At 72.6% G+C, this 17,884-nt stretch carries 20 protein-coding genes; 4 read left to right on the forward strand and 16 right to left on the reverse strand.

Going from position 1 to position 17,884, the window contains the following annotated elements; translation table 11 throughout:
• The first annotated feature begins 68 nt into the window (after positions 1-68).
• Positions 69-1,043 carry an L-threonylcarbamoyladenylate synthase gene (locus tag SLAV_RS34055; protein WP_030235501.1) on the forward strand — a complete coding sequence of 325 codons (975 nt, stop codon included), beginning with the start codon at positions 69-71 and terminating at the stop codon, positions 1,041-1,043.
• Positions 1,044-1,153: 110 nt separating this feature from the next.
• Here the strand turns inward: SLAV_RS34055 and SLAV_RS34060 are convergent, their stop codons facing one another.
• Both SLAV_RS34060 and SLAV_RS34065 read right to left on the reverse strand, forming a co-directional pair.
• A complete protein-coding gene (locus SLAV_RS34060; RefSeq protein WP_030235499.1) occupies positions 1,154-1,795 on the reverse strand; it encodes a carbonic anhydrase in 642 nt (213 codons plus the stop codon).
• Positions 1,796-1,943: 148 nt separating this feature from the next.
• Complete coding sequence (locus SLAV_RS34065; RefSeq protein WP_030235496.1) at positions 1,944-2,243, reverse strand: putative quinol monooxygenase; 300 nt, start codon at positions 2,241-2,243, stop codon at positions 1,944-1,946.
• A 392-nt stretch (positions 2,244-2,635) separates the two neighbouring features.
• Here SLAV_RS34065 and SLAV_RS34070 point away from each other — a divergent pair, with 392 nt between their 5' ends.
• On the forward strand, positions 2,636-3,418 hold the full coding sequence (locus tag SLAV_RS34070) for an SDR family oxidoreductase (RefSeq protein ID WP_100661123.1): 783 nt from the start codon (positions 2,636-2,638) through the stop codon (positions 3,416-3,418).
• A gap of 128 nt (positions 3,419-3,546) precedes the next feature.
• Here SLAV_RS34070 and SLAV_RS34075 read toward each other — a convergent pair whose 3' ends face one another.
• Positions 3,547-3,978: a MarR family winged helix-turn-helix transcriptional regulator gene (locus tag SLAV_RS34075; RefSeq protein WP_030235493.1), complete on the reverse strand. Its 432-nt coding sequence runs from the start codon at positions 3,976-3,978 to the stop codon at positions 3,547-3,549.
• A 62-nt stretch (positions 3,979-4,040) separates the two neighbouring features.
• Here SLAV_RS34075 and SLAV_RS34080 point away from each other — a divergent pair, with 62 nt between their 5' ends.
• Together SLAV_RS34080 and SLAV_RS34085 are read left to right on the forward strand one after the other, a co-directional pair.
• Complete coding sequence (locus tag SLAV_RS34080; RefSeq protein WP_030235490.1) at positions 4,041-4,826, forward strand: alpha/beta fold hydrolase; 786 nt, start codon at positions 4,041-4,043, stop codon at positions 4,824-4,826.
• A 263-nt stretch (positions 4,827-5,089) separates the two neighbouring features.
• The gene (locus SLAV_RS34085) at positions 5,090-5,656 is read left to right on the forward strand and encodes a dihydrofolate reductase family protein (RefSeq protein ID WP_030235488.1); all 567 of its coding nucleotides are present in this window, start codon (positions 5,090-5,092) and stop codon (positions 5,654-5,656) included.
• Between the two features lie 159 nt (positions 5,657-5,815).
• Here the strand turns inward: SLAV_RS34085 and SLAV_RS34090 are convergent, their stop codons facing one another.
• The 13 genes from SLAV_RS34090 to SLAV_RS34150 all read right to left on the reverse strand — a co-directional run bounded on the left by SLAV_RS34090 (position 5,816) and on the right by SLAV_RS34150 (position 17,714).
• Positions 5,816-6,244: a nitroreductase family deazaflavin-dependent oxidoreductase gene (locus SLAV_RS34090; RefSeq protein ID WP_030235477.1), complete on the reverse strand. Its 429-nt coding sequence runs from the start codon at positions 6,242-6,244 to the stop codon at positions 5,816-5,818.
• 160 nt (positions 6,245-6,404) lie between these two features.
• Positions 6,405-7,775, reverse strand: coding sequence for a hypothetical protein (locus SLAV_RS34095; RefSeq protein WP_030235475.1), 1,371 nt, complete (start codon positions 7,773-7,775; stop codon positions 6,405-6,407).
• A gap of 88 nt (positions 7,776-7,863) precedes the next feature.
• The gene (locus tag SLAV_RS34100) at positions 7,864-8,415 is read right to left on the reverse strand and encodes an MOSC domain-containing protein (protein WP_051841228.1); all 552 of its coding nucleotides are present in this window, start codon (positions 8,413-8,415) and stop codon (positions 7,864-7,866) included.
• Between the two features lie 7 nt (positions 8,416-8,422).
• Positions 8,423-8,662 carry an acyl carrier protein gene (locus tag SLAV_RS34105; protein WP_199922202.1) on the reverse strand — a complete coding sequence of 80 codons (240 nt, stop codon included), beginning with the start codon at positions 8,660-8,662 and terminating at the stop codon, positions 8,423-8,425.
• 1 nt (position 8,663) lies between these two features.
• On the reverse strand, positions 8,664-9,674 hold the full coding sequence (locus SLAV_RS34110) for an NAD(P)H-dependent flavin oxidoreductase (RefSeq protein ID WP_051841227.1): 1,011 nt from the start codon (positions 9,672-9,674) through the stop codon (positions 8,664-8,666).
• Complete coding sequence (locus tag SLAV_RS34115) at positions 9,671-10,537, reverse strand: class-II aminoacyl-tRNA synthetase family protein (protein ID WP_051841226.1); 867 nt, start codon at positions 10,535-10,537, stop codon at positions 9,671-9,673. The genes SLAV_RS34110 and SLAV_RS34115 overlap by 4 nt, the downstream gene beginning before the upstream one ends.
• Entirely contained in the window at positions 10,524-11,438 is a 915-nt protein-coding gene (locus SLAV_RS34120; protein WP_051841225.1) for a diiron oxygenase, read from the reverse strand. The genes SLAV_RS34115 and SLAV_RS34120 overlap by 14 nt, the downstream gene beginning before the upstream one ends.
• Positions 11,439-11,443: 5 nt before the next feature.
• Positions 11,444-12,400, reverse strand: a complete 957-nt coding sequence (locus SLAV_RS34125) for an inositol monophosphatase family protein (RefSeq protein ID WP_051841224.1) — start codon at positions 12,398-12,400, stop codon at positions 11,444-11,446.
• Positions 12,397-13,719 carry an aspartate aminotransferase family protein gene (locus SLAV_RS34130; protein WP_234333768.1) on the reverse strand — a complete coding sequence of 441 codons (1,323 nt, stop codon included), beginning with the start codon at positions 13,717-13,719 and terminating at the stop codon, positions 12,397-12,399. The genes SLAV_RS34125 and SLAV_RS34130 overlap by 4 nt, the downstream gene beginning before the upstream one ends.
• A 103-nt stretch (positions 13,720-13,822) precedes the next feature.
• Entirely contained in the window at positions 13,823-14,350 is a 528-nt protein-coding gene (locus SLAV_RS34135; RefSeq protein WP_030235457.1) for a dioxygenase family protein, read from the reverse strand.
• Positions 14,351-14,600: 250 nt separating this feature from the next.
• The gene (locus SLAV_RS34140; RefSeq protein ID WP_030235455.1) at positions 14,601-15,602 is read right to left on the reverse strand and encodes a phosphotransferase; all 1,002 of its coding nucleotides are present in this window, start codon (positions 15,600-15,602) and stop codon (positions 14,601-14,603) included.
• Positions 15,603-15,633: 31 nt separating this feature from the next.
• Positions 15,634-16,584, reverse strand: coding sequence for an ROK family protein (locus tag SLAV_RS34145; protein ID WP_051841223.1), 951 nt, complete (start codon positions 16,582-16,584; stop codon positions 15,634-15,636).
• The gene (locus SLAV_RS34150) at positions 16,581-17,714 is read right to left on the reverse strand and encodes a zinc-dependent alcohol dehydrogenase (protein ID WP_078950501.1); all 1,134 of its coding nucleotides are present in this window, start codon (positions 17,712-17,714) and stop codon (positions 16,581-16,583) included. Before SLAV_RS34150 ends, SLAV_RS34145 begins: the two co-directional genes overlap by 4 nt.
• Positions 17,715-17,884: the final 170 nt, after the last annotated feature.

Consider the following 17,884-nt stretch of genomic DNA (forward strand, 5'->3'; position numbering starts at 1 on the left):
CGTGGCGGTAACGCCGCAAGGTCTCCACCCCCGGCACGCGGGTGACGAGCGGTGGGAGAATCGCGAGGGTGACGACGACAACGAGTGACATCGAGACTGCGGCCGGGGTGCTGCGCGGTGGTGGCCTGGTGGCCTTGCCGACCGAGACCGTCTACGGCCTGGGCGCCAACGCCGAGGACGCCGCCGCGATTTCGCGCATCTTCCAGGTCAAGGGGCGCCCGCCCTCCCATCCCTTGATCGTCCACATCGGGGGCGCCGGGCAGTTGGACGCCTGGGTCCAGGACGTACCCGACAGTGCCCGCCTTCTGGCCGACCACTTCTGGCCGGGGCCGCTGACGCTGGTGCTGCGGCGCGGTCGACGCGTGCCCCTCGAAGCGACCGGCGGGCTGGAGACGGTGGCCGTGCGCGTGCCCGACCACCCCGTGGCACTCGCGCTGCTGTCGGCCTTCGGCGGAGGCGTGACGGCCCCGTCGGCCAACCGCTTCGGTTCCGTCAGCCCCACCACGGCCGATCACGTCCGTGCGGAGCTCGGCGATGCCGTCGACTTCGTACTGGACGGCGGCCCCTGCCGGGTCGGCGTCGAGTCGACCATCGTCGACGCCACCGGCGACACCCCGGCCATCCTGCGGCCCGGCGGGGTCACGAGAGAGGACCTCGAAGCGGTGCTGGGCCGCCCGCTCGCGGTGCCCGCGACGAGTACGGTCCGGGTGCCGGGCCAGCATCCCTCGCACTACGCGCCGCGCGCCCGGGTCGTCCTGGTGGAGCCCGGGCAAGCCGTCGCCGAAGCGGAGCTCGCACAGGAGCAGGGGCACCGGGCGGGCGTCCTCGTTCCCCCCGGCTTCGCCGGAAACGCGGTGAAGGCACACGCGGTGGTGGAGGTCCCCCCTTCGACGGCCGCCTACGCCCGCGGGCTGTACGGGTTCCTGCGCGAGCTCGACGAGCAGGGGTGCGACCTCATCGTCGCGTCCCTGCCGCCGGAGGAGGGGCTGGGACTGGCCATCGCCAACCGGCTGCGCCGCGCCGCAGGACCGCGGCCGTCGTGAGCGCCCGCACGCGAGCCACGAGAAGGCGCTGACGGAGGTGTGTCGAACGCACGCCCGATGACGTTCATGCCGTCTGGCGCGCAACCTTCAGGAGAACCGGGGGCCCGCCCTCACGAAGCCGCACCCGCGGGTGCCTGGAGTCCGCGGTGGGTGACCAGGCGGGCCGTTCCGTCGGCCAGCCGGTACGAGAGCCCCACAACGGCGGCCTGACCGGCTTCGACCGCCTGAGCCAGGACGCGGGAACGGTCCAGTAGCAGGTCGACGGTGTGCCTTATGTGCTCGGCGATGAAGTGCTCGTCCTCGGTGTACCCGGCGGCGCGGGCGGCCAGCACGCTGGGAGTGACCCGTTCGATCACGTCCCGCACGTAGCCACCCGCCGCCGTGCCGTTCTCGACGGCGGCGCGGGTGGCCGCGACCGCGCCGCACGCGTCGTGACCGAGCACCACGATCAGCGGCGCGCCGAGCACGCTCACCCCGTACTCGATGCTGCCGAGCACCTCCGGTCCCTGGACGTGTCCGGCGGTACGGACCACGAACAGGTCGCCGAGCCCACGGTCGAAGATGATCTCGGCGGCCAGGCGGGAGTCGGAGCAGCCGAAGAGGACCGCGAACGGATTCTGCGCGGGCGCGACCTCGGTGCGGCGCGCCGCGTCCTGATTCGGGTGTTCCGTCGAACCGGCGACGAACCGCTGGTTGCCGGCCAGCAGCATGTCGAGGGCTTCACGAGGGGTAAGGGCCTGGGTGTCGGTCATGGGCATCAGGGTAGGGCCATGCCCAAAGGGGTGTCCTGCCAGGTCGGGCCCACTGAGCCGGCGGGCGAGGTCGGGACCCGAGCCGGTGGCCTGCCGGCACGGCGGCCCACCGCAGGACGCCTCTGCTCGGCCGCCGCGGGCGATCCGCCTACGGAAGCTTGGCGGCCAAGACTTCAACCTCCCGGATGTCAGGAGGACTGGCGAGCAGGGTGGGGGCGATTTCCATCAGCGCGGCCGCGATCCGGCCGTTCAGGTGGGCTTGACGCCCTGCCTCGTCGTCGAAGGTGTCGAAAACACCGAAGCTCGTGGGCCCGAGCCTGAACGAGTACCAGCTGACGGTCTGCGCTTCCTCCCGGGCCAGTTCCAAGGCGTTCCGCAGGAGTTCCTGGACTTGGGCAGCGTGTTCGGGCTTGGCCTCGATACGGGCGAGAAGGCCGGTCTGGGGCATGGAGGACTCCGTAGTGTCTCGGGAAACGATCGGTCACTGGGGGAGAGATACCTGGCGGCGCGCCACGATGCCCGCGACACGTCCTCTGCTGTCTTCGGTACCACCAGCTCTCCGCACGGCTCCTGGCCCGTCAGTTCACTCGGATGACACACGCCCCTGGACTGTCCGAGCACACTCGACCGCCGCCTTCGCCTTCCTGGTCGCGCCGACGGTGTGCACGTCGGCTGCCGCGCCGGCGACGACGAGTCGGACGCGGCCCGACGCAAGGGTCCGGCTTGTCCATCTGCTCGGTGAGCCGACGGTGAGCGTGTGGTGAGCGGTCCGATCGAAAGTGATGTCGTCGCCGGGTCCCAGCGGGGGGTGCGGCACGGACAGGGCAGAGGAGTACGGGCATGGGCGGGCAGCTGGCCGGCAAGAGCGCACTGGTGACCGGTGGATCGCGTGGTATCGGACGGGCCGTCGCCCTGCGTCTGGCCGCGGAGGGGGCGCTGGTGGCGGTGCACTACGGCGGGAACGAGGCGGCCGCCGGGGAGACGGTGGCACGGATCGTGGAGGCGGGCGGGCGTGCCTTCGGTGTGCGGGCCCGGTTCGGGGAGGCCGGAGCGGTGGACCGGGTGTTCGAGGGGCTGGCCCGCGGGCTGGCGGAACACGGTGCGAAGGGCCTGGACATCCTGGTCAACAACGCCGGTATCAGCTCGGGCAGCTCCATCGGGCAGGTCACCGAGGAGGAGTTCGCCATGCTGATGGCGGTCAACGTGAGTACGCCGTTCTTCGTGGTCCAGCGGGCGCTGCCGCTGCTGAACGACGGCGGGCGGGTCATCAACATGGGGTCGACGGCCAGCCGGTTCGCGGTCTCGACCCAGATCGGCTACACGGTCAGCAAGGCGGCGCTGGAGGCCATGGGGCCCTCGCTGGCCAACGAGCTGGGCCGGAGGGGCATCACGGTGAACACGGTCGCGCCGGGGGCCGTACGTACCGACCTGACCGCGGGTTACACCGCGGTCCCGGAGATCGTCGCGGGCCTGGAGGCGATCACCGCGCTGGGGCGGATCGGCGAGCCGGAGGACGTCGCAGATGTGGTGGGTTTCCTGGCGGGCCCGCAGGGGCGCTGGGTGACCGGCCAGACGATCGACGTGTCGGGCGGGACCTGGCTCGGCCCCATCGCCGCCGGCTGAACCGTCCTGGTTCTGTGCTCCGGCACCCACGCCTGGACCGACCCCCGCGGGACAGACGCCGGCCGGCGGCGCCCCGGCCTCGCGACCGGGGGGGCAGGGAGCCCAGCCCCCTCACCGGACCGAGGGCGTCACCGATCGGCGGGGGCGCCCGCGCCGTCGTCGACGCGTTGGAGCAGGTCGAGCAGCGTGGCGCGGTCGGCCGGGGACAGGTGCGAGTAGCAGGCGGCGAGGACTTCGTCGGCGATCCGGTGTCCTGCGCTCAGGACCGCTTCGCCGGACGGGGTGAGGTAGTGCTCGATGCGTCGGCCGCGGCCCGGCCTGCGGTCGATCAGGCCGAGGGCCGTCAGCCGGCCGGCGAGCGTGCCGAAGGCCTGCTCGCTCTGGAACGTCGCCGTGGCCAGGGCGCGGGCCGGCGCCCCGGGCGCTCGGCTGATCGCTCGGAGGGCGTCCCACTGGGCCAGTGTCGTACCGGCGGCGGCGAGGCGGCTGTCCAGCGCACGGTGCTGCCTGTACTGGGCTTGCTTCACCGCTCTTCCAAGGACCTGAAGTTCATCTGGCATGAGTCCATCCTACGCCATGACTAAGGTTGCTTATATAAACAAGCTTAGTTAGAGTTCTGGGCATGCCCTCAGACAAAACTGTCGCCCTGTACCCGGACCTGTCCCTCACCCAGACCGAAGCCGGAACCGGCAGGCCCTGCCTGGTCCTGCACGGCGGCGGGGGACCGGCCACCGTCGCCGGACTCGCCGCCCACCTGGCGCGGACCGCCCACACGATCACGCCGGTACACCCGGGATGGGACGGCACCCGGCGCCCCGGATGGCTGACCGGCATCGACGATCTCGCCCTCGCCTACCTGCACCACCTCCAAGACCGCGGACTGCGTGACGTCCTGGTCGTCGGCTCCTCGATCGGCGGCTGGACCGCGGCGGAGATGGCGGTACGGGACACCGGCGGCATCATCACAGGCCTCGTCCTGATCGACCCCGTCGGAGTCCACGTCGAGACCGAGCCGATCAGGGACTTCTTCGGGCTCGATGCCCTCGGCGTGGCCGAGTACGCCTGGCACGACTCGGCCCGCTTCTACCGTGACCCCGAAACGCTCTCCGCCGGGCAGCTCGCCCTTCAGCGCGACAACATGGCCACTCTGCGCGCCCTCGCGGGCGACCCCTACATGCACGACCCGAAGCTGCTCCGCCGTCTGCGGCGCGTCGACGTACCGGCTCTCCTGCTCTGGGGCGGGAGCGACCGCATCGTCACTCCCGCCTACGGCGCCGCGTACGCCGAAGCCTTCGGCAGCGGCCGGCTCCACGTCATCCCCGAGGCGGGCCACCTGCCACACCTGGAACGGCCGGAAGCGACCCTCGCCGCGATCGACGCCTACCTGCGCGAGACGATCGGCGACTGAGTCGGCGATGGCTCCTCGGCCTGGCCGCCGGCCTTGAACCGCCGTCCGCGACCGGCCGGAAGTCCGGAGCCCCGTCGGCAGCTGCGGGGACGGATAGAACCCGCGAGGGCGACGTCGAGATCAGGTGGCTTGTCCGAGTCGGCCGAGTACACCAAGCTGAGCCCCGAGCGCGAGGGATACCGGTGAGTCCGGATCGCGCACCGATGGGTTTCCCGCGCCGCGCTGGTCCAGGTGCCGGACACCCACGCACGGAAGGCTGAGCCATGCGGAAACTGATCTACGGCATGAACCTGACCCTGGACGGCTACATCGCCGCGGCCGGCGACGACATCGGCTGGAGCGGACCGCCGAGCGAGGAGCTCTTCCGGTGGTGGCTCGATCACGAGCAGGCGAGTGGCCTGTCCCTGTATGGGCGCAAGCTGTGGGAGGCGATGAGTTCCTACTGGCCGACCGGCGACCAGCAGCCGGGCGCCACCCCGGCGGAGATCGAGTTCGCGCGGAACTGGCGGGACACTCCGAAGGTGGTGTTCTCCTCGACGATCGACAAGGTCGCCTGGAACACCCGCCTGGTCACCGGTGACGCGATCGCCGAGATCACCCGGCTCAAGGCCGAGGACGGCGGACCGATGAACATCGGCGGTGCAACGCTCGCGGGGGCGGCCATGCGCGCCGGGCTGATCGACGAGTACGTGATCGCCGCCCATCCGGTCCTGGTGGGCAGTGGCACGCCGTTCTTCACCGCGCTGGACAGCCGGGTGAACCTGAACCTGGTGGAGACGCGGACGTTTCCCGGCGGCGTGGTCCTGACCAGGTACGAGACGAGGCGCTGAGCAGCAGCACCCACGCGCCGGCCTCACGGCGATGCCGCATACGGCATCGGTACGACACGGCCCGTGAGCTTCCGACATCAGCCAGTCCCGCCGGACTTCGCGGCGGCCGTCGACGCACCGGCCGCCGCGGCGAACCGACCTGCCGCACGCGGGTGCGGGCTACGCCTGCCGGAGTTCGAGCACCGGAATGGTGCGGATCCCGGCGGTCTGGCGTTCGTAGTCGGCAAAGCCGGGGTAGCGCCGCGCCTGCTCGGCGTAGACGCGGTCGCGTTCGGCGCCGGTCAGTTCGCGGACGGTCACGCGGTAGGCCGCGGTACCGCGTTCTACGGAGCCCTCACCGGCGGCCGTGAGGTTGCGGTACCAGTCCGGGTCGGTGGGTGCTCCCGCCTTGCTCGCGAAGACGTAGACGATGTCCGGCTCGGTGTCGTGCGGAAGGTACATCATCGGACTGACGCGCTCCTGCCCGGTCTTGCGGCCGCGGTGATGGACGAGGAGCAGCGGAGCACCCTCGAAGGCCCCGCCGACCTTGCCCTCGTTCGCCCGGAACTCCGCGATGACCTGCGCGTTCCAGTCGGCTGCTTCGCTCATGTCGCATCTCCTGTCGTTCACGATCCGGGTCGTGCGCCGGGCGAGGGAGAATCTTCCTCCGATCGGAGACCTCCTGCCAGGAGGCGGGCCGCCGCGATCCCGTCCACCAGCCGGGTGGACGGGTATCACCGAAAGGCGGCTCGCCGTACGGGGCCCGGTCTCAGTCGGCGGCGGAGGCCGGATCGTCGAGTTCGTGCAGACCCGCCGGGTCCTCGTCGGTCAGCAGCTCCCCGGCCGCCGTGACGAAGCGCTGGGCGTGGCCGCGGTGGACGCAGAGGAGTTGGTCGCGGGTGCCGGTCCGGTCCCGGTGCACGGCCAGCGCCGGACCGTACTTGCTGCTGTGACCCGGCATCGCGGTGTCCGTGCTCCATCCCGTGCCATCGAACGCGGACCACCACAGCTGCTGGCGGGCGGGGTCCCGGTGGACGCACATCAGCGTGCCGTCGAAGACGGCGAGGCCGATGTTGCTGCGGGTACGGTGGCCCGGCAGTGCGCCCTCGGACGTCCAGGCGGTGCCGCGCAGCCTGGCCCAGTGGATCGCCCCGTCCTTGGGGTTGCCGTACAGCAGGTGCAGGTCGCCGTCGTACACGGCGAGCGCCGGGGACCTCGTGGTGGCGCAGCCGGGGACGGGTTCGGGGGTCGTCCAGCCGAGGCCGTCCCGGCTGGTGGTGACCATGATCCGCTGGGCGGCGTCGGCGTAGGCGAGGTGGAGCGCGTCGTCGAAGACGGCCAGCGCCGGGCCGTAGACGCTCTCGGCGTCCGGGACCGGCCGGTCCGGCGTCCAGGTACCACCGTCGTAGGAGGTCAGTGCCATGCCCCAGTCGCCCGAGCCGCCGCGGTGCGCGCAGTACAGGCGGTCCTGGAACACGGCCAGGGCCGGGCTGCCCAGGGTGTGGTGGGCGGGGAACGGCTGGTCCTCGGACCAGCCGCCGTCCGCGCGGTGTGCGGTCCACCACAGGTCGGGGTCATCGCCCCGGCCCTGGTAGACGCAGTACAGGTCGTCGCGGAAGACGGCCAGGGCCGGTGTTTCGGAGGCGTAGCGCGCCGTGAACTGGACGTCGGCCCCCCAGCCTCCGCCCGGTTCGAACACGCTGAACCACAGGCCGGTCTCGCGCGGTGGCGCGTCGAGGGCCACGGGGGCGAGGAGGGTGGGCGCGGACCACGGCGAGACCAGCTCGCACCCGGCGCCCCGGGTGGCCGCCCCGATCCGTCCGGCCCGTCCGGCCAGCCCCGCGCCGACGGTTTCGGCGAGGGCCTCGGGCAGGGAGCCCGCGAGCACTTCCTCCACCAGGCGGGGGAAGCCGCCGTCGGACCCGGAGCGGTCGGGGCGTGCGAGGCGGTCGGCGGCGCGCTGGTCGAGGCGGAGGGCGAAGCCCCATTCCAGCAGGCGGACGGAGACGGCCGCCCCCGCCGCGGCGAGCTCCTCGCCCGCCCGTTCCGCGTTCTCCACGGCCTTGGCCGACGGAGCGTCCGTGCCGGACTCCGGTGCCCTGCCGCTCTGCCGCCCGGGGGCGGCGCCTTCGATCGCCATGCTGTCTCCTGCCTGCTGGGCCGCCGCCGGGCCGTGGGCCCGCGGGCGAGGGATGCGGAAGAGGTCGGGGTGGGTGTCCTTGCCGCCCTCAGGGAAGGTCGGACGCAACGGGGGGTACGAGCTGCCGCGCGTCGTGCGGCAGCGGGAGGATCGGGTCGCCCACGCGGATCGTCCCGCCGCGGACCACCTCGGCCCGCAGGCCGCCGCGGTGCAGCAGGCCGCGGATCAGGCCGGGGCGGACCAGTTGTTCGAGGCGGGCGCAGGGTTCGCTGAGTTTGAGACCGCGCAGGATCACCGTGCCGATCCGGAACTCCCTGTCCACGAGCGGGTTGAGCCGGATCCCGCGGCAGACGAGGTTGCGCCGGCATTCGGCGGGGGTGAGCGTGATGCCGTCTTCGCGGGCCAGGGCCTCCAGCACCTCGGCCTCGATGAGGGTGACGTCGCAGACCCCGGACGCCCGGCCGGCGCCCCGGCGCCGGGGCCTGGGTCCCTCGCCCGCCCAGTAGTTGCGGTCCCCCGCCAGCCCGCGGCCGGTCACCGCGCGGGCCCGTGCCACGCGGAAGGTGGGATCTCCGGTGCGCGCGGCGAGGTGCAGGGAGGCGACCCGGCCGGTTCCGTGGGGCGGCGCGGTCTGTGCCATGGGCGGTTCACTCCTTCAGGAAGTGATCCGTGAGGGACCGAAGGGTGCGGAACTGGTTCACGTCGATCTGGTCGAGCCGCAGTTCCCGGCCGATCAGGTCCTCCAGCATCAGGATGAACTCCATGAAGCCGAGGGAGTCGATCAGCCGGTTCTCGATCAGGTCGAGGTCCTCCGGTATCTCCTCGACGGTGGGGTTGTGTTCGCGCAGCCAGTCCACGACCGGCTTGATCGCGTCGTCCATGGTCACGTCACCTCTCCTGGATCCGGTGCAGCTGTCGGGAGCCCCTCGGGGGCCGGTGCGCGCGCTCGTACTCCAGGCGGACCCGGGCAACGGTGACGGCGGCCGGGTGCGGGGCGGTGACGCGGGTGCAGGACCGGCCGCAGTACATGGCCATCTCCTCGATGCGGCCGGTGGTGGCCTCGCTCGGAGCCGCCGCACTGTAGCGCGGTACCGGGTACGCCCGGCCGTCCACCCGGGTGGTGGCCAGGAAGGTGGCCGGGGCGCGCTCCGAGGTGCCGGTGAGGGGGTTGCGCAGGACGCGGTGCGGGCGGTTCGGCCAGCCGATGTCGAAGAGGGAGGTGATGAGGGTGTCGTCGGCCACGGCCTCGACCACCCGGCGTTTGAACTTCGGGTGCGCGGCGGATTCCGCGGCCGGGACGAACAGGGTTCCGGCCATGGCCCCGTCCGCGCCGCGCGCCACGGCCTCCGCGAGGTCCTTCCCGGTGGCGATCCCGCCCGCGACGGCCAGGACCGCCTGCGGGTGGCGGGCCCGGACGGCGGCCAGCAGGAGGTCCACGGGCAGTCGGCCGAGCAGGTGGCCGCCGGCTTCGGTGCCCTGGAGGACCAGGACCGCCGCGCCCCTGCCGAGGGCCGTGTCGGCGTCCGCGGGGGTGCCGACCTGGACCACCAGCGGGTGTCCGGCTGCCCGCACGGCCCGGGCCGCGTCGGTGTCGGGCAGCCCGAAGGAGGTCACGAAGCAGCCCCGGGGCAGTTCGGGCAGGACGGCCCGGAGCTGGTCCAGGCAGCCGGCCGGCCCGGTGACCTCGGGAACCACGTTCACCCCGAACGGGCGGCCGGTGGCGGCCGCCACCTCCCGGACCAGCCGGGCGGCCCGCCCGGGCGCTTCCCTGTACAGCGCGAGGGTCCCGCCCGCTCCGGCCCGGGACACCTCGGCGCACAGTCCGGGTCCGGCGACGGCGCCCATTCCGGCCTGGAGCAGCGGCAGTTCGAGCCCGAGCCGGGCGGCCAGCCGGGTCACGAGCGTTCCCCTGCCCGCAGCACCGCGCGGTGCGCGGCGGCCAGGTCGCCTTCGAAGAGGTCGCCCAGGACGTGCACCCAGCGTTCCAGGCCGAAGGCGACGCAGCCGGTGAACGCCGGCCGGCCCGCGTGGCCGATGGCGCGCCGCTCGCCGAAGAAGTTGCGGTGGTTGTTGGTGGAGGCGACGGCGGTGCCGTCGGTGTGCAGGTACTCCTCCTTGACCGGGGCGAGCACCTGCATGACGGAGCGGGTGCCGTCCTTCTCGAAGAACGGGTCGGTGGCCGGCTGCCGGTCCAGGGTGAGGCCGAGGGCCGTGCCGAAGGCGAGGATCCGCTCCCGGTGCCGGTCCAGGTGGGTCCGTACGGCCTCGGCGGAGCCGACGCACACGATCTCCCGCATGGTGAACCCCCAGAGCCTGCGCAGCCCGTCGTGATGGTCCTCGTTGCGGAAGCACTGCGCGGCGGTGGTGATCAGTACGGGGGTGTCGGCGCTGGTGCCGGTCAGGTGCAGGAAGCAGCCGTAGCAGGCCGCGGAGGGCAGCATGTGGGTGGCGTCGGCCAGCTCGGCCGCGGGCAGTGCGCCGGCCCCGGACGGAGCCCCGGCGAGGCCGGCCAGCCGGTCGGGGCGGATCCGGGTGACCGGGCTGCCCAGGTGCGGGAAGTTGCGGAAGTAGTCGAGGGACCGCAGGTCTTCGGTCCGCAGCAGCGGCGGGTAGCTCTGCTGGCGGGCCCCGGCCTCGGTGGCCCAGCGGGTGAACACCGTGTCGAGTGCGTTCCTCAGCAGGACGGCGGGCTCGTCGAAGGTGGCCAGTCCGTCCCGGACCGACCAGGTGGTCCCGGTCGCCGTGGGGTCAGTGACGGGCATCGAACACCCCGATCCGGTGGAGGAAGTCGGTGGTCTTGCGCAGGACCTTGGCGTGGGCCGCCTGCCGGGCCGGGTGGGCGAGCAGCCGTCCGCGCAGCGCGAATCCGTTCGCGAGGCCCGCGTCCCGGTAGACGGCCGGGTTGTAGAAGGACTCCATGCTGGTGGTGATGTAGCGGCCGAGATAGCTGCGCAGTTCGAGCCGGGCCGTCTCGTCCAGGCCGCCGTCGAGGAGCCGCTGCCACAGCAGTTGCACCAGGCGGCAGCCGAAGGCGATGTGCCGGGACTCGTCCTGGTGGTGCAGCCGGTTGATGTGCCGGATGGTCGCGTGCAGGCGGCGGTCGGCTGCCAGCTGGACGTTGTAGTGGTCGACGATCTGCTCGAAGATCAGGATCCGGGCGAACACGAGGAAGTTCTCGACGTCCGGGTCGCGCGGGGCCTCCGGAAGTCTGACCGACTTGTCGGGGTAGATCTTGTCGGCGTACTTGAGGCAGAAGGTGGCGAAGAACCACATGTGGTCGTTCTCCTCGCCGATGAAGTGGTGGAAGAACTCGGAGGGGAGCTCGAAGCCGGGTGTGTGGACGCGCCGGGTGACCTCGATGAGCAGTTCGCGGATTCCGTGCACGTTGAGGCTGTAGAAGTTGACGCTCTCCCACCGGCCCAGTGCCCGGAGCTGGGCCGGGCTCAGTTCGTCGAACAGCTCGGTCCCGTGGACGGAGAGCAGTTCGGGGGACATCCAGAGCCCGTCGGTGGGGATGGCGGGCGGCCAGTCGAAGGTGGTGAACGGGTTGTAGTAGTCCGCGGTGGCCTTGTCGGAGAGCCGGTCGAGCAGGACCCTGAACTCGGTGTCGTCCGCCGTGGCGGTGCCGGCCGCCGCGGCGGGCGGGGTGTTCCGGGGATGCATGTGCGTCACTCCTTCCAGCGGACGGCCGACAGCAGGGCCCGGTGGAGTTCGGGGGTGGACGCGGCCACGCAGGACCGCTGGTTGTCGATGCTCAGGTCGGTCAGTACGGTCTCGCCGAGGGGCTGTCCGTAGCCGTCGGTGATGACCGCTCCGGCCCGCTCGGCGAGGAAGACGGCCGCCGCGATGTCGTACGGGAACAGGTGCAGGACCCGGCCGTTGCCGACGCGCTCGAACTCGGGCAGCAGCGCCGGATCGTCGCGCAGCAGCCGGTTGCCGATGTCCACGTACGCGTCGAGCTGGCCGGTGAGCAGCCGGGAGATGGACCAGGTGGCGCTGTTGAAGACGAAGACCCCGCCGGTGTTGGCCGAGCGGTCGACGAGGTGGCCGTAGGCCTCGGTCATCAGGCGGGCCGGGTGGCCGTTGAACTCCAGGGACCAGAACATCCGCGCGGGGTCGGTGGTGCGGGTCAGTGCCGGGACGGGGTGGTCGTAGCCGTGCGCCGTGATGCCGGGCGTCGCCAGGTCCCCGTAGAGGTAGGCGCCCGTGCGCAGTTCCATGAGCAGCGCGTGCTCGACGTCGGCGATGCGCGGGCGCTGTGACATACGGGCGACGGCGACCGAGACGGTGGCCGACTCCAGGCCGGCGACGGCGGGCCGGGTGCCGTCGATGGGGTCGACGACCAGCAGGTGGGAGGGGTCCGTGCCGTGGTACTGCAGGCCGCGGTCCTCGGAGTAGACGGCGACGGGCAGGTCGTGACCGACGACGTACTTCCAGACGGCGGCCTCCGCGACCTCGTCGAGGCCGAACTGGGCGTCCCCGCCCGGCGAATGGCCCCGGACGAGGCGACTGCCGGCCCGGTGCCGGGCGGCCAGCACGGCCTCGCGGACGGCACCGGCGAGACCGGTCGCGTACCGCCGCCAGGCCGCGGCCCCCGGCGGGCGGCCGTGTGCGGTGCCCGTCATACGGCGGCCTCCGCGGCGAACAGGGCTTCGAGCCGGTCGCAGAGCAGATCGGCCTCGGCGCGGGTGAGGATCAGCGGCGGGCGGATCTTGATCACGTTCCCCCGTCCGTAACGTGAGGTGCGCAGGATCAGGCCGTGGTCCATGCCGCGCCGGGCGAGGGCCTGGGCGCGTTCGCTGTGCGGGCGGCCCGCGTCGTCGCCGATCTCGATCCCGATCATCAGGCCGAGGCCCCGTACGTCCACGACGGCGGGGTGCGCGGCGGCCAGTGCGCGCAGCCGTTCCATGATGTGGGCGCCGACCTCCCGGACGTTCTCCAGGAAGCCGGGGCGGCCTATCACGTCGAGGGTGGTGGCCGCGGCGGCGGCGGCGAGTACGTTGCCGCCGTAGGTGAAGGAGTGGTGGTCGCTGCTGAGCCCGGACATCCGCTCGTCGGCGACGATGGCCGCGATCTGGGCGCCGGAGCCGCCGAGTCCCTTCGCGGTGGTCAGGATGTCGGGCCGGACCCCGTAGTGCTCGGCGGCGAACATCCGGCCGACCCGGCCGATGCCGGTCTGGATCTCGTCGAAGACGAGAGCGATGCCCCGTTCGTCGCACAGGGCGCGGAGCGCGGGCAGGTAGCCGTCGGGGGGCACGATGTTGCCGCCGCTGCCGGAGACCGGTTCGACGACCACGCAGGCGACGCTGCCGGAACTGGCGTGGTCGAGGAAGTCGTTGATGCGCTCGACGCAGAGCATGCCGCAGCTGTCGGGGCCCGCCTGGCGGTAGAAGCACCGCAGGCAGTAGGGGTCGGGGACCTGGAGCACGCCGGGCATCAGGTGCGGGAACGGGGCCTTGCGGAAGGACTCGCCCGACATGGTCGTCGTCATCATGGTCTGGCCGTGGTGGCTGCGGAACAGGGTGATGACGTCGCGGCGGCCCGTGGCGAGCTGCGCCATCTTGACCGCGCCCTCGTTGGCGGTGGAGCCGCCCGACACCTTGAGGTGCACCTTGGTCAGGTTCGGCGGGGTGACCTCGACCAGCCGCCGGACCAGCTCGTTGACGGGGGCGGTCTGGAAGGCGGAGGTGGTGTGCACCAGCCGCTCGACCTGGTCGCGCATGGCCTTGACCACTTCGGGGTGCCCGTAGCCGAGGCTCAGGTTGAAGGTGCCGGACGCGCAGTCCAGGTACTCGTTGCCGTCGGTGTCGTACAGGTGGACGCCTTCGCCGTGGTCCATCTCGTATGCGCTGACCGGGTAGTACAGGTGGTTCTGCGCGTAGCTCAGGGCATCGGCGCGGACGTCGCTCTGCGCATCGCATCGGGCGCGCATGAGATCGGCCATGTTTCTCCTGTCGACTTCCGTCCCGCGGACACGGCGGACGGCGGATATCGAAATCTCCGGGCATCGGACTAGAGGGTTCCCTGCGGGATTTTGTGGCCTGATTTCACAGCTCCAGGACGAAGGTGAACGCGGCGTCCCAGCCGTCGGGCGTCTCCCGCACATCCATCAGACATTCTGGCCGGAAATACTTGTCGAGGTGGTTTCGGCGTTCCCCGGGGAAATACAGCATCGTGGTCAGTACGGCTCCGCCGGGAGGCTGTACCTTCACGTGCACGTGCCGCGTCCGCCCCGGGTACACGGCGGGCAGCACCGTCTCCAGACGCCACCGCCCCTCGGCGTCGGCGAACTGGTGGCCGCGCAGCCGAAAACCGTCGTCGTCGTAGACCCCGGCGTCTCCGACCTGCCAGAAGTCGAGCAGGGTGCCGCCGATCGGCTTGCCCTCGGGGGTGCGCACGGTGCCGTGCAGCAGCATCGGAACGCCTCCCGCCACATCGCCCCGGAAGCTGGTCCTGCAGGGGGTGTCGGGCTTGTAGTACGGCCCTTCGCGCAGGGCGGGCGTGGGCGGCGTCCCGTTGCAGCGAACGGTCGGCGTGAGCGTCTTCAGGACATTTTCCGGACTTCCGTTCTCCACGGCGGAATTCTCCCTTGGTCAAGGATCTTCGCTTCCGTCGAGGCACCCTAACCGGCATTCCCGATGTTGAGAAGAAGGCCCCGTGCCACCTCTTCGCCATTTGTTGGACGCCTATTGCCGGGGCTTCCGTGATCCGCGCGAACAGCAGTTGTCTCCTGGGAATAGAGCGGCGCGCGGGGCGAATGGGACAGGGAGCGATCGGTGGCAGGCGCTCGTCCGCGTGCTCGGCCGCGCGCTCGTCCGGCCGTATTCAGTTCCGGTCGGCTGCGGACCGGCGCAGCACGGCGCGGGCGCGGGCGAAGTAGGCCGGGTCGGGTGGCGCGGTGAGGATGTCGGCGAGCGCGAAGAGGTCCAGTGTCCGGCTGAGCCGCAGCCAGTCCACCGGCAGTCGGCCGTTCCCGCCGCGGAAGCCCTCGACGAAGCCCGCGGTGAAGGCCGGCGGGTACTCGTGGGCGAAGCGCAGCATGTTCCCGACGTCGAAGAGCGGGGAGCCGCTGAAGGCGAGCTCCCAGTCGAGCACGGCGGCCACCGCCCACTGCCCGTGACGCCGTTGGACCAGGACGTTCTTCGGGTTGAAGTCACAGTGCACCAGGCTGCGTTCACCCGCCACGGCGGCGAGTGCCCGGGGCCCCCGGCGGGCCAGGGCGCGCAGTGCGGCCGCGTCCGTCCGGCTCAGCGGCCCGTCCGCGGGCGAGGTCGCCAGACAGCGTTCGACGAAACCGGGCAGGTCGCCCAGCGGGGCCGCGCCGTCCGGGGCCGGGACCAGCGAAGAGTCGCCGAAGGTGCCCGGGCGGGGCAGCCGGACCCGGCCGATCCGTGCCAGCACCGCGCCGACGGCCCGGCCCAGGGCCCGCGCCTCGCCGCTCACCGGGCCGTCCGCGAGCACCTGGCTGAGCGGGGTTCCGTCCACGAACCGGTAGAGCAGGGTGGGGCGCCCGGTGACCCGGCCGTGCGGATCGGCCGCGACCACCGCGGTCACCGGGACGGTACCGGCCGCCGCCCGGCCGAGGACGGCGACCTCCACCGCACAGGTGTTGCGCGGGACCCGGCTGCCGCTGGGCCGGTAGCGGCGCAGCACGTAGCGCTCCGCGCCCGGCGCGTCGGCGGGCTGGGCCGTGAGCAGGGCCATGTCGTTGGTGAACCCGCCGGGCAGCGGGTCCACCTCGTGCAGCCGGGCGCCGGGCAGGGCGTGCCGGGTCAGCCAGGCGCGGGTGGCGGGGTCGAGGAGGCCCACCGGATCGGGGCGCGTCACAACGGCCAGCCTGCCCGGCCCGGTACCGTCCTCATGCCTGCGTTCCCCCCGATGGTCCAGGGCCGGACGACGGCCGCTGCCGCGCGGCGGCGGCCGCCCCGGCCGCCAGGACCAGTCCGCCCGCCGCTCCGGCGAGGCGGCCGAGCAGGGCCGGGACCACGAACTCCTCGGCCGCGTGCTCGGGCAGCCCGGGGTATCCGGCCAGCGCCGTGGCCAGCTCGGCGCGGAGCAGCGGGAACAGCCCGGGGAGCTCCGCGACGCCGCCTCCGATCACGATCCGCTGGGGCGCGGTCGTGTAGACGATGTTGCGCAGCCCCGCGGCGAGGTAGGCGGCCTCCAGCCGCAGCGCCTCGCGCAGGGTTTCGCCGGTCAGCTCTTCGGCCGGCGTCCCCCAGCGGGCGCCCATCGCCTCGCCGCCCGCCAGCCCCTCCCAGCAGTCGCCGTGGAAGGGGCAGGAGCCGGGGAAGGCGTCGCCCGCGATCCGGGGCACCGCGAGGTGGCCCATCTCGGTGTGGACCAGGCCGCTGACCACCCTGCCGCCGATCACCGCGCCGCCGCCGATGCCGGTGCCGACGGTGAGGTAGACGTAGGTGTCCAGGCCGCGCGCCGCGCCCCAGCGGCCTTCGCCGAGGGCCGCGCCGTTGACGTCGGTGTCGATGCCCACCGGCACGCCGAGCGCGGCGGCTACCGGACCGGCTACGTCCACCCCGGACCAGCCGGGTTTGGGGGTGGCGGCGAGGTGGCCGAAACTGGCGTGGTCCGGGCGCAGTTCGAGGGGCCCGAAGGAGGCGATGCCGATCGCGTCCAGCGGGCCGGTCGCGGCGGCGGTCTCCTGGAAGAAGGCGATGGCCCGGGCCAGGGTGGGACCCGGTGCGCCGGTCGGGAACCGGATCTCGGCCTCGATCCGGTCGGGGGCCGAGCCGACCAGGCAGACGAACTTGGTCCCGCCGGACTCGATCGCCCCGAGCCGCGGCGCGTTCACGCGTCCACCGGCCAGCCGTCGGCGCCGACCGGGCCGGGGTGCGAGCGGATGACGACCTTGAGCGCGGCGTAGCCCGGTGGCCGTCCGGTGCCGTCGTACCCGTCGTCCTGGGTGAGACCGCCGAGCGCGGCGAAGGCCTCCGCGTGACGGCCGAGCGGGAACTCGTGCGTCACCAGCCGCTCCAGGACCGGTACGGTCCCGGCGCCGGCACCGGGTCGTCGCGGGCCGCCCAGCTCGGCGGCCAGGTCCACGGCGACCGGGAAGATGTCGGCCCGGTAGTCCCCGGCGCCGATCAGCCGGATCCCCCGGTTGGTGAGCCGGAGCGGGTGCAGCGGCACGGTGTAGGTGTCGTCGAAGCCCATGACCACGACGCGGCCGCCGTCGTCGACCAGCCGTAGCGCCGCGTCGAGGCCGGTGCCGGTGGTGTCGAAGACGACGGAGGGCCGCTCGCCGCCCGAGGCCTTCACCACGGCTTCGGCCGGGTCCGTACCGGCCACGTCCACCACGTGCGTGAACTGTTCGCGGGCCTGCTCCAGCCGGTAGCCGTCCGGTTCGGCGACGGTGACCCGGCGCGCCCGGCGGGCGGCGACGAGTGCGGTCAGCATCCCGATCGGGCCCGCGCCCAGCACCACCACGGTGTCGTCGAAGGTGACGGAGGCGGACTCGACGTTGTTCAGGACGCAGGCGAGCGGCTCGATCAGGACCGCGCTGCGGAAGGGCAGCCCGGCGGGGATCCGTTCGACGAAACGCTCCGGCAGGGTCACGGCCTCCGCGTACGTACCGTCCCGGTCGACGCCGACCTCCGTCCCGGCCTTGTGACGGCAGAAGTTGGTCGCACCCCGACGGCACGGAACGCACCACCCGCAGTACAGCGTGGGGTTGACCACCACCCGGTCCCCGACCCCGACCGACCGCACCTGCGGCCCGGTCTCCCGCACCACACCCACCGACTCGTGCCCGAGCACCACGCCCGGCCGGGCCGGGAACCGCCCGAGCAGGATCTTGCGGTCCGTCCCGCAGACCCCCGTACCGGTGACCTCGACCACGACGTCGTCACCGTTCACGAGTCGGGCGGCGGGCCGGTCCTGCAGTTCGGCGGAGCCGGGACCCAGATACACGAGAGCGCGCACGAAACCTCCCCATCGGTGTTCGGGAGGGCGACGCTAGCGCAGCCGGACGCGGCCGGACACGACGCGTCTGAGCCACTCCGCGTCCGCGGCCGGCGGGCCCGGGCCCGCCGGCTTCCGAGCCGGCCGGAATGTCGGCTGGTCACGGCCGCATGCACGCTCCGCCCGGAGCC

The sequence above is a fragment of the Streptomyces lavendulae subsp. lavendulae genome, assembly GCF_002803845.1.
Classification (GTDB): domain Bacteria; phylum Actinomycetota; class Actinomycetes; order Streptomycetales; family Streptomycetaceae; genus Streptomyces; species Streptomyces lavendulae.